The sequence below is a fragment of the Kitasatospora sp. NPDC005751 genome (assembly GCF_040630835.1).
Classification (GTDB): Bacteria; Actinomycetota; Actinomycetes; order Streptomycetales; family Streptomycetaceae; genus Kitasatospora.
Genome location: NZ_JBEXYC010000009.1, coordinates 42,709 through 55,722, shown reverse-complemented (window position 1 = coordinate 55,722; position 13,014 = coordinate 42,709). Strand labels below are relative to the sequence as shown.

Sequence of the window (13,014 nt, the reverse complement as noted above, 5' to 3'; positions counted from 1 at the left end):
GGCTCCGCCACGACGGCGGGGCCGGCACCGGCGCTGTCCCCAGCGTTCCGGCCAGTCAGGGGTTCCCGCCACACAGGGGGCTCCCGCCACACAGGGGGCTCCCGCCAAACCGGAACTCCCACCGGGGACGCGGCAGGCCCCCGTCAGGCCGAGTCGCGGACCACCAGCTCGGTCGCCAGCACCACCTGCCGGCTGCCCCGGTGCCGTCCGGCGATCTCCTCCAGGAGCAGCCGGGCCATCGTGCGCCCCATCTCCTCGATCGGCTGGCGGACGCTGGTCATCGCCGGTTCGGTGTGCCGGGCCACGATCGAGTCGTCGAACCCGATCACCGCGACCTGGTCCGGGATCCGCCGGCCGGCCGCCCGGAGCACCTGCATGGCCCCGGCGGCCATCACGTCCGAGGCGCAGAACACCGCGTCGAGGTCGGGCCGCCGCTCCAGCAGCGCCCGCATCGCCTGCCGGCCGCCCTCCTCGGTGAAGTCGGCCAGACCGACGAGGTCCTCCTCGTACGTCTGCCCGGCCTCCTCCAGGGCCCGGCGGTAGCCGTCCAGGCGGGCCAGCGCCACCTCCATGTCCAGCGGGCCGGTGATGGTGGCCACCCGGCCGCAGCCGCGCCGCAGCAGGTGCCGGACGGCCATCCGCGCCCCGCCGGCGTTGTCGGCGTGGACATAGCTGAGGACCTCGTGGTCGTTGCGCCGGCCGGCCAGCACCGACGGGATCTCCAGGCTCTCCAGCAGGCCGGGCAGCGGGTCGTCCCGGTGCACCGCGACGAGCAGCACGCCGTCCACCCGCTGGGCCGACAGGTACGCGGCCAGCCGGTCGCGCTCGCGCTGGTTGCGGACCAGGATCAGCAGCAACTGCATGTCGGTCTCGCTGAGTTCGGCCGCGACGCCGCTGATGATGTCGGAGAAGTAGGGCTCGGAGAAGAGCCTGGTCTCCGCCTCCGGGACGACCAGGGCGACGGCGTCCGTCCGGGAGGTGACCAGGGCCCGCGCCGCCCGGTTCGGCACGTAGCCGAGTTCGGCGATCGCGGCCTGGACCGCCTCCCGGGCCTTGTCGCTCACCCGGGGCGAGCCGTTGACCACCCGGGAGACCGTGCCGCGGCCCACGCCGGCGAGGGCGGCCACCTCCTCCAGGGTCGGCCGTGCCGAGCCCCGTGACCCACTGCCCGACGCGCCGGCCGTCCCACTCGCCGCCTGTGCCATCGTCCACCTCTCCAAGACCTCGCCACGGGGGCCGCCAACGCCGGGCGGGCGCCCCGGAGACCATCCTCCTCCACCGGGGCGCGGCGCGGGCGCGAGGGGGCAGGTGCCGGCCCGGTGGGCCGCCCGCCGCAGGACACGTTCCCGCAACGGATGGCGCGATCCGCCTTGACACCCGACCCGATCACCCAGCAACCTTCCCCTAGTGCTTGGGAGCGCTCCCACGACAGTGCGCCCACCCTAGCGGCCCGCCGCCACCGGGGCCAGCCTCCGACGCCCGACCGAAACCGGAGGGGCTGTCCGACGCTCGATCAACAAGCTCGCCAGTGAGCCGAATTGGCCGCCGGATCACTGACTGATCAACCCCGGCCGGGCACCACGCACGCGTCCGCCGAGTACTGCCGGAACCAGAGCCCGAGCCGGAACCCAAGTCCGAGCCGGAACCAGAGGACCCGAGCCGAAGCCCGAGCAAACCCGCACCCGGCCCCCGGGAGCACCGGCCACCCGGCCACCCGGCCACCCGGCCACCCGGCCACCCGGGAGCACCGGACACCAGACACCCGCCACACCCACCACGCACAGGCACCGAGGAGAACCCCCATGCGTCCCACCACCCGCGCACGCCGCCGGGCCGTCCCCGTCACCACCGCACTGACCCTCTCGGCCCTCCTGCTCACCGGCTGCGCCGGCGGCTCCGACGCCGATCCCGCCACCGGCGCGGCCGCCGACGGCGGTGGCAAAGTCACGCTCTCCGTCGGCGACTTCGGCACCTTCGGCTACCGCGAAGCCGGCCTGTACGACGAGTACATGGCCGCCCACCCCTCGATCACCATCCGGTACGAGACCGTCCAGGACGGTCAGAAGTACTGGGACGCCCTGGCCACCCACCTGGCCTCCGGCAGCGGCCTCAACGACATCCAGGCCGTCGAGGTCGGCTACATCGCGCAGGCCACCGGCACGCTCGGCGACAAGTTCACCGACCTCTCCAAGGCGGAGGGCGTCCGGGCCGACGCGTGGCTGCCGTGGAAGGCCAAGCAGGCCACCACCGCCAAGGGCGCCCTGATCGGCCTGGGCACCGACATCGGCCCGATGGCCGTCTGCTACCGCAAGGACCTCTTCGAGCAGGCCGGACTGCCGGCCGACCGCGAGGCCGTGGGCAAGCTGTGGAGCGGGGACTGGGCGAAGTTCGTCGAGGCCGGTAAGCAGTACCAGGCCAAGGCCCCGGCAGGCACCTTCTTCACCGACTCGGCGAGCGGCCTCTTCAACGCGGCCCTCTCCGCGGAGTCCCAGCAGTACTCGGACGCCTCCGGCAAGCTCGTCTACCGGGACAGTCCCGGGGTGAAGAAGGCCTGGACGACCGCCGTGGACGCGTCCCGCGCCGGTATCAGCGCCGGTCTGCGGCAGTTCCAGGACGACTGGAACACCGCCTTCAGCAACGCCCGGTTCGCCACCGTGGTCTGCCCGTCCTGGATGACCGGCATCATCAGCAAGTACTCCGGCGACCCGGGCAAGGGCAAGTGGGACATCGCGCAGGCCCCGGTGGCCTCCAACTGGGGCGGCGCCTTCCTCACGGTGCCCAAGGCCGGCAAGCACCAGAAGGAAGCCGCCGCGCTGGCCGCCTGGCTGACCGCGCCCGAGCAGCAGGCCAAGGTCTTCGCCAAGGTCGGCAATCTGCCGTCGACCACCGCGGCGCTGGCTCAACCCGCCGTCCAGAACGCCACCTTGGACTACTTCGGCACCACCCCGACCGGGAAGATCTTCGCCGCCACCGCACAGAACATCGCGCCGGCACCGATCGGTGAGCAGGACGGCACGGTCAAGACCGTCATCACGGACAACGGGATCCTCGACATCGAGCAGCACGGCACCGACCCGGCCAAGGCCTGGACCAACGTCACCAAGCTGATCGACGACAAGGTCAACGGCTGAGCACCACCCCTCCGGCCGTTCCGGTGCCGGGCCCGTCCGCGGCCCGGCCCGGCCCGGCCCGCCACCCCTGGAAGGACTCCCCCGTGGCCACCACCCACCGGCCCGCGACGGACAGCGGCCCGCCCCGGCCCGCGCCCGCAGGGCGCCGCTCCGGCCCCGCCGCGCCGCCCCCCAGCTGGCGCTCGCGCCTGCACCGACTCGACCTCAAGGCCTCGCCCTACGCGTACATCGCGCCCTTCTTCCTCTGCTTCGCGGCCTTCGGCCTGTTCCCCCTGCTGTGGACCGGCTGGCTCTCGCTGCACCGGGTCGACCTGCTCGACCCGGGGGTGATGGAGTGGCGCGGGCTGGGCAACTACACCCGGCTCTGGGGCACGGAGCAGTTCCGCACCGCGCTGCTCAACACCTTCACCATCGGGGTGCTGTCCACCGTGCCGCAGCTGCTGATGGCGCTCGGGCTGGCGCACCTGCTCAACTACCGGCTGCGCGGCCGCGGCTTCCTGCGGGTGGCGGTCCTGGCGCCGTACGCCACCTCGATCGCGGCGGCCACCCTGGTCTTCGTCCAACTGTTCAACCCCGACTACGGGTTGGTCAACTGGCTGCTCTCGCTGGTGGGGGTCGGCCGGACGGACTGGTACGCCGACACCTGGCCCGCCCAGATCGCCGTCGCCACCATCGTCACCTGGCGCTGGACGGGCTACAACGCGCTGATCTACCTGGCCGCGATGCAGGCCGTCCCGAAGGACCTCTACGAGGCCGCGAGCCTGGACGGCGCCTCCCGCTGGCAGCAGTTCACCCGGATCACCGTGCCGTCCATCCGGCCCACCATCCTGTTCACGGTGATCGTCTCGACCATCGGGGCCACCCAGCTGTTCGGCGAGCCGCTGCTCTTCGGCGGCGGTGTCGGGGTCAGCGGCGGATCGGCCCACCAGTTCCAGACCTTGAGCCTCTACATGTACGAACTCGGCTGGCCGAGCCGTCAGTTGGGCCGTGCGTCGGCCGTCGCCTGGACGATGCTGCTGATCCTGTTGCTGATCGGCGCCGTCCAACTGCTGCTCGCCCGCCGGGGCCGTGCCGGACAGGGGCGCTGAGATGACCACCACCCTCGAACCCACCCCGACGGCGCGGCCGTCCACCGCCGGCCGTGCCCCCGGCCGGCTCGCGGGCGCGCTGCGCGCCGTCCGGCGCCGGCTGCGGCCCGGTGCCGGGGAGCAGGACAAGGCCGGGCCGCTGACCTACGCCGTCCTGGTGGCCGCCGCCGTGCTCTCGCTGTTCCCCCTGTACTGGACCTTCGTCGCCGCCTCCTCCACCGGGGAGCGGGTGGCCCAGGCACCGCCGCCGCTGCTGCCCGGCGGATCGCTGTGGACCAACATCACCACCGCCTGGGAGCAGGCCGACCTCGGCCGGGCGCTGCTCAACTCCACGGTCGTGGCGGGCTGCGTCGCACTGAGCACGGTCGCGTTCTCCACCCTGGCCGGGTTCGCCTTCGCCAAGCTGGCGTTCCGCGGCCGGGGCGCCCTGCTGACCGTCGTCGTCGCCACCATGACCATCCCCCCGCAGCTCAGCGTGATCCCGCTCTACCGGATCATCACCGACCTGGGCTGGGGCAACCAGCTGAAGGCCGTCGTACTCCCCTCCCTGGTGGCCGCCTTCGGGGTGTTCTTCATGCGGCAGTACCTCGCCGAGGCGCTGCCGGTGGAGCTGATCGAGGCGGCCCGGGTGGACGGCGCGCACAGTCTGCGGATCGTCTGGCACGTCGTGCTGCCGGTGGCCCGGCCGGCGATGGCCGTGCTGGGAATGCTGGTCTTCGTGCAGTCCTGGAACGACTTCTTCTGGCCCTTCGTCGTCCTGACCCAGCAGAACCCGACCGTCCAGGTCGCGTTGTCCGCCATCGGCGGCGGCAGCGCCTACGAAGTCAACCAGGCGGTCATCATGACCGGCGCCCTGGTCGGCACGCTGCCGCTGCTGCTGCTCTTCGCCGTGCTGGGCCGGCACATCGTCGGGGGCATCACCGCCGGCGCCGTCAAGAGCTGAACCCGCCCCATGCCGCCGTCAAGAGCTGAACCGCCGTCGAGCGCTGACCCCCGCCCCGCCCACCACCTCCCGGGAGCATCCCCGCCATGACCTCCACCGTGCCGCCCGCCCACACCGATGCCGTCCCCGCCGCCCGCACCGCGGCCGAACCCCCCGCCCGGGCCTTCCCGCCCGGCTTCCGCTGGGGCGCCGCCACCGCCGCCTACCAGATCGAGGGCGCCCCCGCCGAGGGCGGCCGGACGCCGTCGATCTGGGACACCTTCAGCCACACCCCCGGTCGGACCGCCGGCGGGCAGACCGGCGACGTGGCGGTCGACCACTACCACCGGTTCCGCGAGGACGTCCGGCTGATGGCCCGGCTCGGCCTCACCTCCTACCGGTTCTCGCTCTCCTGGCCACGGATCCAGCCCACCGGCCGCGGCCCCGCCCTGGAGAGCGGCCTGGACTTCTACCGGGCCCTGGCCGACGAGCTCGCGGAGCACGGCATCCGGCCGGTCGCCACCCTCTACCACTGGGACCTCCCGCAGCACCTGGAGGACGCCGGCGGCTGGCCGGTGCGCGAGAGCGCCGAGCGCTTCGCCGAGTACGCGGCCCTCGCGGCGCAGGCCCTGGGCGACCGGATCGACACCTGGGTGACCCTCAACGAACCCTGGTGCAGCGCCTTCCTCGGCTACGGCTCCGGCGTCCACGCACCCGGCCGCACCAGCCCGGCCGACGCGCTCCGCGCCGCCCACCACCTCAACCTCGGGCACGGCCTCGCCGTCGGCGCCCTGCGCGCCGCCCTGCCCTCGACCGCCGAGATCGCCGTCTCGCTCAACCTGCACGCCGTCCGCCCGCTCACCGGCCACTCCGACGACCTCGCCGCGGCCCGGCGCATCGACGCGGTGGGCAACCGGATCTTCACCGGTCCGATGTTCGCCGGCGCCTACCCGGACGACCTGCTGGCCGACACCGCCCACCTGGTCGACTGGGCGGACCTGGTGCGCGACGGCGACCTCGCCGAGATCTCCCGGCCCATCGACCTGCTCGGGCTGAACTACTACACGCCGACGGTGGTCTCCGCCGCCCGCGACGGCGAGGCCGCGACGGCCCGCCACGACGGCCACGGCGCGAGCCCGCACTCCCCCTGGCCGGGCGCCGACGACGTCACCTTCCACCGCGCGCCCGGCGAACTCACCGCCATGGGGTGGCCGATCGACCCGACCGGCCTGACCGAGCTGCTGACCGCGCTGCACCGGGAGCACGGGCTGCCGCTCCTCGTCACCGAGAACGGCGCCGCCTTCGAGGACGTGGTCGGCCCCGACGGCAGCGTCGACGACCCCCGGCGGATCGCCTACATCCGCGCCCACCTCGCCGCCGTCCACCACGCCCTCGAAGCCGGCGCCGACGTGCGCGGCTACTACCTCTGGTCGCTGCTCGACAACTTCGAGTGGGCCTACGGCTACGCCAAGCGCTTCGGCGCCGTCCACGTGGACTACGACACGCTCGCCCGCACCCCGAAGGCCAGCGCCCACTGGTACGCGGAGGTGATCCGCCGGGGCGGGATCGACTGAGCGAGGGGCCGGATGCCCCGGGCCTCAGCCGGCCAGCTCGTCGCGCCGCACCAGTGCGACGGCCCGGCCGTCGACCAGGACGAGCGCGGCCTCCTGGCCGGGCCCGAGCGACTCCCGGGCCTCGGCGAGCGACTGGCCGACGCCGACCGTCGGCAGGGCGGGGCCCAGCAGGGCGGTGACCGGGCCGTCCGGCGCGGCGCGGCCCTCGGTGACCGCTCGCTCGACGGCCGCCGAGGAGAGGGAGCCGAGCACCTCGGTGGCGCTGACCCCGTACGGGCGCTCCGGCCGGGCCAGCACCACCGGCGCGACGCCGCCGGGCACCTCGCGCAGCACGGCCAGGGCGTCGGCCACCGAGGCGTCCGCGGCGACCGTGACCGGCCCGCCGGGCCGACCGTCCAGCACGGACCGGACGGTCGGCCCGGTGTGGTCGGCGCCCCGCGGCTCCTCCAGGAACCCCCACCGGCGCAGCCAGTCGTCGCTGTACAGCTTGGAGAGGTAGGACCGGCCGGAGTCGGGCAGCAGCACCACGACGAGGTCGTCGGGGCCGAGTCCGCGCGCGACCCGGAGCGCGGCGGCCACCGCCGTGCCCGAGGAGGGGCCGGCCAGCAGTCCCTCCTCACGGGCCAGCCGCCGTGCGGTCAGCAGGGACTCGCGGTCCGGGATCCGCTCGACGTGGTCGACGACCTCGCGGTGGTAGGACTCCGGCCAGCGGTCCTCCGCCGTGCCGGGGTGCAGGAAGTGGCCGATGCTGTCGACGAAGTAGGGGCTGCCGTCGCCACCGCCGTAGCGGGAGGACTCCGGGTCCGCGCCGACCACCGTGACGCCGCCGCCGGAGGCCTTCTTGAGGAAGGCGCCGGTGCCGCTGATCGTGCCGCCGGTGCCGACCCCCGCGACGAAGTGGGTCACCCGGCCCCCGGTCTGCTCCCAGAGCTCCGGACCGGTGGTCCGCACGTGCGCGTCGGGGTTGGCGGGGTTGTCGTACTGGTTGGCCAGCCAGGCGCCGGGGATCTCCTCGGCGAGCCGGCGCACCACGTTGAACAGGTGGTCCGGGTGCTCGGCCGGCAGCGTGGTCGGGGCGAGCACCACCTCGGCGCCGTACGCCCGCAGGATGTCCGACTTCTCGACGGCGGACCGGTCGGCCACGCAGGCGATCACCCGGTAGCCGCGCCGGCGGCCGACGATGGTGAGGCCGATCCCGGTGTTGCCGGAGGTCGCCTCGATGATCGTCCCACCGGGCCGGAGCAGGCCGTCCCGCTCGGCCGCCAGGACCATCGACAGCGCGGCGCGGTCCTTCACGCTCCCGCCGATGCTGAGGAACTCGGCCTTGGCGTAGACGGGGGTCGCGAGGCCGGCGCCGAGCCGGGCCAGCCGGAACAGCGGCGTCCCGCCGATCGCGTCGACCACCGATTCGTGAACCGTCATGCGACTCCTTGCCCCGGTACCCCGCCGCGCGCGGCCACTGCCGCGTACGCCACGGCCCCGGGCGAACGCCTGCGACCGCTGGGACGAAAGGCTTTCACCGCACGATCGCCCGACGCAAGAGGACCCGGCGCGAGAGGACCCGGCGCAAGAGGACCGGGCCAGGTCAGCGGGCCGGGCGGATGGGCCCGGCCGGGCGGGTCACGCCTCCTGGGTGTCGAGCCAGTTCAGCAGGACGGCGCGGTCGGCGACGGTGCCGGTGGGGTTCGCCGGGTCCAGCAGCCAGTGCCGGATCCGCCCGACGGTCTCCGGATCGAGGTCCAGGTACAGGCGCCAGTGCGCCCGGGTGTGGCAGTTCGGGTCGCGCGGCTCGTCACAGTCGTGGCAGTGGGTGAAGAAGGCGTCCACCATGCGGTGCACGATCAGCTCGTCGGACATGAAGGCCGCGTTTCCCTCTCTCGGTGCGTGCTGCCGGCCTCCACGGGCCGGCGCTCCACTTCCAGGGTGCGGGGCGGCCGACCCGGACGGGAGGGACGAACGTCCCGCGCCCCGGCCCGTCCGGCGCCCGCCCGGGCCCGGTAACGCCGGAGGCCCGGTACCCGTGGGGGTGGGTACCGGGCCGTTCGAGGGGCGGTGGTCAGCCGCGGCCCGAGGACTTCTGCGTGCGACGGGAGACCGAGTCCAGGACGACGGCGGCCAGCAGCACGGCGCCGGTGATCATGTACTGGATCGCCTGGGCGGCGTGCACCATGTCCAGGCCCGTGGTGATGGACTGGATGACCAGGATGCCGAGCAGCGCCGACCAGGTCTTGCCGCGCCCGCCGAAGAGGCTGGTGCCACCGATGACGGCGGCCGCGATGGCGCTCATCAGCACGTTGCCGCTGCCCAGCGTCTTGTCCGCCGAGCCCTGCTGGGAGGCGATGAACAGGCCGCCGAGACCGGCCAGGCCGGCCGAGATCATGAAGACCGAGATGCGGACCCAGGCGACGTTGATGCCCGCGCGGCGGGCGGCCTCGATGCCACCGCCGACGGCGAAGATCTGCCGGCCGTAGGAGGTGCGGCGCAGCACGAAGTCGGTCAGCACGACGACGCCGAGCAGGATGACCAGCGGCAGCGGCAGGCCGCTGTCCTGGTTGAGGGTGTAGGCGCCGGCCAGGGCGAGCACCGCGAGGGCGCCGGTGCGCAGCGCTATCTCGCCGGTGGTGCGGGCGGGCAGTCCGGCGGTGGTGCGGCGGCGGGCGTCCAGGAGCTGGCCGCCGAGGAACAGCACGATCGCGAGGACGGCCGCCAGCCAGGCGAAGGCGATGTCGCCGTCGCCCAGGAAGTAGGTGTCCAGGTTGGCGACGACGCCGTCGTTGATGTTGTTGACGGTGCCGAGCTTGCCGAGGACGTAGTCCTGCAGACCGCTCCAGGCGAGCATGCCGGCCAGGGTGACGACGAAGGCGGGGACGCCGATCCTGGCGAAGAAGAAGCCGTGCAGGGCGCCCATGGCCACCGCCGCGACGAGGGCGAGCAGGATCGCCAGGCCCTCGTTGAGGCCCTGACGGACCGCCAGGACGGAGGTGATGGCCGAGGTGACGCCCGCGATGGAGCCCAGCGAGAGGTCGATCTCGCCGAGCAGCAGGACGAAGACGACACCGACGGCGATCAGGCCGGGACCGGCGATCCACTTGGTGATGTTGGTCAGGTTGTCGGCCTGGAGGAAGTGGCCGGTGACGCTCTGGAAGATGACCGCGATCAGGACCAGGCCGATGACGACGGGCAGCGAGCCGAGGTCCCCGCTCTTGATCTTGCGGCGGAACTCCTCCACGTAGCCCGCGACGCCGCCCTGGCGGACCAGCAGGCGCGGGTCGGCCACCGGTGTCGGGGCGTTGGTGGGGGTGGTCTGGCTGGTGCTCACTTCGCTTCCTCCGCGATACGTGCCTGACGCCGGGTGACGGCGTTGTCGGTGGCGCCGGTGATGGCGGAGATGATCTCCTCGGGCGAGGTGCCGGCGACCGGGAAGACCCCGTTGTTGCGGCCCAGGCGCAGGACGGCGACGGTGTCGGCGACCGCCCGTACGTCCGCCATGTTGTGGCTGATCAGGATCACGCCGAGGCCGCGCTGGCGCAGCCGCTCGACCAGGTCGAGGACCTGCGCGGTCTGCTCGACGCCGAGGGCCGCGGTCGGCTCGTCGAGGATCACGATCCTCGGGTCGCCGACGAGGGCGCGGGCGATCGCCACGACCTGGCGCTGGCCGCCGGAGAGCGCGGCGATCGGGATCCGCACGCTGGGGATCCGGATCGAGAGCGTGTCCAGCAGTTCCTTGGCGCGCCGCTCCATGGCGACCTCGTCCAGCGTGCCGAAGCGGCGCAGCTCGCGGCCCAGGAAGAGGTTGGCGACGACGTCGAGGTTGTCGCAGAGCGCGAGGTCCTGGTACACGGTGGCGATGCCGAGTGCCTGGGCCTCCTGGGGGCGGGTGACCCGGACCGGGCGCCCGTCCCAGGTGATCTCACCCTCGTCGATCGGGTGAACTCCTGCGATCGTCTTGACCAGGGTGGACTTGCCGGCGCCGTTGTCGCCGACCAGCGCGACGACTTCGCCGGCGTGGACGTCGAGGTCGACATCGGTGAGTGCCTGGACAGCGCCGAAGCGCTTGGAGACCGCGCGCAGCGCCAGTACGGGTGCGCCTGTCACGTGAACCATCTCCTGCGGGGTAGTGCGTGGGGTGGGGTGGGGTTCCTGCGGGCAGGAGGGCCGGCGCTCCCCGGGCGGTACGGGGAGCGCCGTGGCCTTCGAGCCCGGCGGGCGCGCTACTTGACGCCGGCGGTGGTGCAGGCGGCGGCGAAGTCCGCGGTGCAGATGTCGGCGGCCTTGTACAGGCCGTCGGCGATGACGGTGTCGTTGATGTTGGCCTTGGTGACGACCTTGGGCTCCAGCAGCTTGGCCGGGATGCCCTTGTCCGTGTCGCTGTCCACCGTGGACGGCGCCGCGGCCTTGAGGTCCTTGCCCTGCAGGAGGTTCACGGCCAGCTCGGCGGCGCTGTCGGCGAGCGGCTTGTAGGCCTTGTAGATGGTGTAGGCCTGGTCCCCGGCGACGATCCGCTGGACGGCGTCGAGGCCGGCGTCCTGACCGCCGACCGGGACGCTGACGCCCGCGGCCTTCAGCTGGGTGATGATGGCGCCCGCCATGCCGTCGTTGGCGGAGTAGACGGCCTGGAAGCCGTCCTTGCCCAGCTGGGTGATGGCGGCACCGGTCTTCTGGCCGGCGACGGTGGGCTTCCACTCGCCGGACTGCTCGTAGACCACCTTCTTGACCTTGCCGTCGAGCACCTTGTGCGCGCCCGACTTGAACTGCGCGGCGTTGGGGTCGGCCTCGTCACCGTTGATCATGATGATGTTGGCGTCGGCCGCCTTGGCGCCGAGCGCGTCGACCAGCGCCTGGCCCTGCAGCTCGCCGACCTTCTCGTTGTCGAAGGAGACGTAGGCCGAGACCGGGCCGGTGGCGAGCCGGTCGTAGGCGATGACCTTGACGCCCTTGCCGGCCGCCTCCTTCACCCAGGACTGGGTGGACTTGGCGTCGAAGGCGTCCAGGATGATCACCTTCACACCCTGGGCGATCAGGGTGTCGAACTGCTGCTTCTGCTTGGCGGCGCTGCCCTCGGCGTTGCTGTACTGCACCTTGCAGTCCGAGCAGAGCGCCTTGACCTTGGCCTCGATGAACGGCCGGTCGAAGGACTCGTAGCGGGTGGAGGAGGCGTTCTCGGGGAGCAGCAGGCCGATGGACTTGCTGTCCCCGGAGCTCGCGGAGTCCTTCTTGTCACTGCCGGCCTTGCCGCAGGCGGCCATCGAAAGGGCCATCGAGACCGCGGCGGTGCCAATGACGACGCGACGCATCGTTGCGTTCATGTGGGGAGTGCCTCCGTGACGGTGCCGCAGCGCTGCGGCGGGGTGGGAGGAGTTAATCCGTCTTCGGCATATGACGTCAATAAGTAAATCCAAGCCCTCACGATTCAGATCTTTTCGTTATCTTCGTGAACGCCTACTCGTCATTGAAGCTTGGAGGAACCTCCGAGTATCAATCTGGCAGGACATGACAGAACGGACATATGGTTTCGCTTCGACGTTCACCACCTGGTGCGAACGTGAGAATCGATCCGCGAATCCAAAGGGCCGGTCGCCGATCCCCTGACCGTTGCACTCTTGACAAGAACAGAGCAAAGTGCTTCGTGCGTTCAAGACTTAGATCAACAGGACGGAAGGCTTGAGGATCTGACGTTCCGTCGGCGGCGGCCGGGATCACCGTGCGGGCCCGCCGGCGCCCGAACGTGGTACAGGAGGGGCGGCCGCGGCGCACCCCCGGAACGCCGTGGACCCGCCGGACGTGATCGTCCGACGGGTCCACGGTGTTCGGGAACGTGCTCGTAGGGGGTGCCTACCGGCGGACGGCACCCACCACCCGGGGCCCGGGTCCGCCGGGGCCCCGCCCGCTCAGCCCCACCACTGCTCCGGCACGGCGGCCGCCTCCGGCGCACCGCCGGACCGCACCGCCTCCTCCCGCTCCCGGGGGCCGGCCGTCACCAGCAGCTCGCCCGGCCCGGCCTCGGCCACCCGGTAGCCGGACTCCCGGAGCACCGCGGCGACCGCCCCGGTCATCGCCGTACGGATGCCCTCGCCGGGCGGCGGCGCGGCGTCGCCCGGCCCGTCGGCGCCGTCCCCGCCGGGCTCGGCGCCCTGCCCGGCGTCCTGGTCCGCGCCCGGCGACCAGCCGACCAGCACGCCCTGGGGCAGTTCCGCGATCCGCAGGCCCGAGGGCCCCGAGGGGCCCCGCTCGGTGTCGAACCCGGCACGGGCCAGGGCCGCTGTCACGTCCTCGTAGAGTTCCCGGTGATCCACCATTGG

11 protein-coding genes are annotated in these 13,014 nt (G+C 72.8%); 4 read left to right on the top strand and 7 right to left on the bottom strand.

The features are described from left to right. Positions 1 to 143: 143 nt before the first annotated feature. Positions 144 to 1,205 carry a LacI family DNA-binding transcriptional regulator gene (locus ABZ497_RS12015; protein ID WP_359804485.1) on the bottom strand — a complete coding sequence of 354 codons (1,062 nt, stop codon included), beginning with the start codon at positions 1,203 to 1,205 and terminating at the stop codon, positions 144 to 146. A gap of 597 nt (positions 1,206 to 1,802) precedes the next feature. On the opposite strand from ABZ497_RS12015, the gene ABZ497_RS12010 reads away from it, so the two are divergent. The 4 genes from ABZ497_RS12010 to ABZ497_RS11995 all read left to right on the top strand — a co-directional run bounded on the left by ABZ497_RS12010 (position 1,803) and on the right by ABZ497_RS11995 (position 6,715). After that, entirely contained in the window at positions 1,803 to 3,131 is a 1,329-nt protein-coding gene (locus ABZ497_RS12010; RefSeq protein ID WP_359804484.1) for an extracellular solute-binding protein, read from the top strand. A 188-nt stretch (positions 3,132 to 3,319) separates the two neighbouring features. Beyond that, positions 3,320 to 4,219 carry a sugar ABC transporter permease gene (locus ABZ497_RS12005; protein WP_329492012.1) on the top strand — a complete coding sequence of 300 codons (900 nt, stop codon included), beginning with the start codon at positions 3,320 to 3,322 and terminating at the stop codon, positions 4,217 to 4,219. Position 4,220: 1 nt separating this feature from the next. Continuing rightward, positions 4,221 to 5,162 (top strand): carbohydrate ABC transporter permease, encoded by a 942-nt coding sequence (locus tag ABZ497_RS12000; RefSeq protein ID WP_359804483.1) that lies wholly within the window; start codon positions 4,221 to 4,223, stop codon positions 5,160 to 5,162. A gap of 86 nt (positions 5,163 to 5,248) precedes the next feature. After that, positions 5,249 to 6,715: a GH1 family beta-glucosidase gene (locus tag ABZ497_RS11995; protein WP_359804482.1), complete on the top strand. Its 1,467-nt coding sequence runs from the start codon at positions 5,249 to 5,251 to the stop codon at positions 6,713 to 6,715. Between the two features lie 24 nt (positions 6,716 to 6,739). On the opposite strand, the gene ABZ497_RS11990 is transcribed toward ABZ497_RS11995, so the two are convergent. The 6 genes from ABZ497_RS11990 to ABZ497_RS11965 all read right to left on the bottom strand — a co-directional run bounded on the left by ABZ497_RS11990 (position 6,740) and on the right by ABZ497_RS11965 (position 13,011). Further along, positions 6,740 to 8,137, bottom strand: coding sequence for a pyridoxal-phosphate dependent enzyme (locus ABZ497_RS11990; RefSeq protein ID WP_359804481.1), 1,398 nt, complete (start codon positions 8,135 to 8,137; stop codon positions 6,740 to 6,742). Positions 8,138 to 8,335: 198 nt separating this feature from the next. Next, complete coding sequence (locus ABZ497_RS11985; protein WP_352292002.1) at positions 8,336 to 8,572, bottom strand: hypothetical protein; 237 nt, start codon at positions 8,570 to 8,572, stop codon at positions 8,336 to 8,338. A gap of 199 nt (positions 8,573 to 8,771) precedes the next feature. Continuing rightward, positions 8,772 to 10,034 carry a sugar ABC transporter permease gene (locus ABZ497_RS11980; RefSeq protein WP_359804480.1) on the bottom strand — a complete coding sequence of 421 codons (1,263 nt, stop codon included), beginning with the start codon at positions 10,032 to 10,034 and terminating at the stop codon, positions 8,772 to 8,774. Continuing rightward, a complete protein-coding gene (locus ABZ497_RS11975; protein ID WP_329485943.1) occupies positions 10,031 to 10,819 on the bottom strand; it encodes an ATP-binding cassette domain-containing protein in 789 nt (262 codons plus the stop codon). The genes ABZ497_RS11980 and ABZ497_RS11975 overlap by 4 nt, the downstream gene beginning before the upstream one ends. Before the next feature lie 107 nt (positions 10,820 to 10,926). Continuing rightward, a complete protein-coding gene (locus tag ABZ497_RS11970; protein ID WP_352292000.1) occupies positions 10,927 to 12,021 on the bottom strand; it encodes a substrate-binding domain-containing protein in 1,095 nt (364 codons plus the stop codon). Positions 12,022 to 12,603: 582 nt separating this feature from the next. Beyond that, positions 12,604 to 13,011, bottom strand: coding sequence for a hypothetical protein (locus tag ABZ497_RS11965; RefSeq protein WP_359804479.1), 408 nt, complete (start codon positions 13,009 to 13,011; stop codon positions 12,604 to 12,606). Positions 13,012 to 13,014: the final 3 nt, after the last annotated feature.

Bases quoted from the DNA above. Each gene is read 5' to 3' on its own strand.
- ABZ497_RS12015 (WP_359804485.1), bottom strand. From the start codon at position 1,205: ATGGCACAGGCGGCGAGTGGGACGGCCGGCGCGTCGGGCAGTGGGTCA.
- ABZ497_RS12010 (WP_359804484.1), top strand. From the start codon at position 1,803: ATGCGTCCCACCACCCGCGCACGCCGCCGGGCCGTCCCCGTCACCACC.
- ABZ497_RS12000 (WP_359804483.1), top strand. From the start codon at position 4,221: ATGACCACCACCCTCGAACCCACCCCGACGGCGCGGCCGTCCACCGCC.
- ABZ497_RS11995 (WP_359804482.1), top strand. From the start codon at position 5,249: ATGACCTCCACCGTGCCGCCCGCCCACACCGATGCCGTCCCCGCCGCC.
- ABZ497_RS11990 (WP_359804481.1), bottom strand. From the start codon at position 8,137: ATGACGGTTCACGAATCGGTGGTCGACGCGATCGGCGGGACGCCGCTG.
- ABZ497_RS11985 (WP_352292002.1), bottom strand. From the start codon at position 8,572: ATGTCCGACGAGCTGATCGTGCACCGCATGGTGGACGCCTTCTTCACC.
- ABZ497_RS11975 (WP_329485943.1), bottom strand. From the start codon at position 10,819: ATGGTTCACGTGACAGGCGCACCCGTACTGGCGCTGCGCGCGGTCTCC.
- ABZ497_RS11970 (WP_352292000.1), bottom strand. From the start codon at position 12,021: ATGAACGCAACGATGCGTCGCGTCGTCATTGGCACCGCCGCGGTCTCG.
- ABZ497_RS11965 (WP_359804479.1), bottom strand. From the start codon at position 13,011: ATGGTGGATCACCGGGAACTCTACGAGGACGTGACAGCGGCCCTGGCC.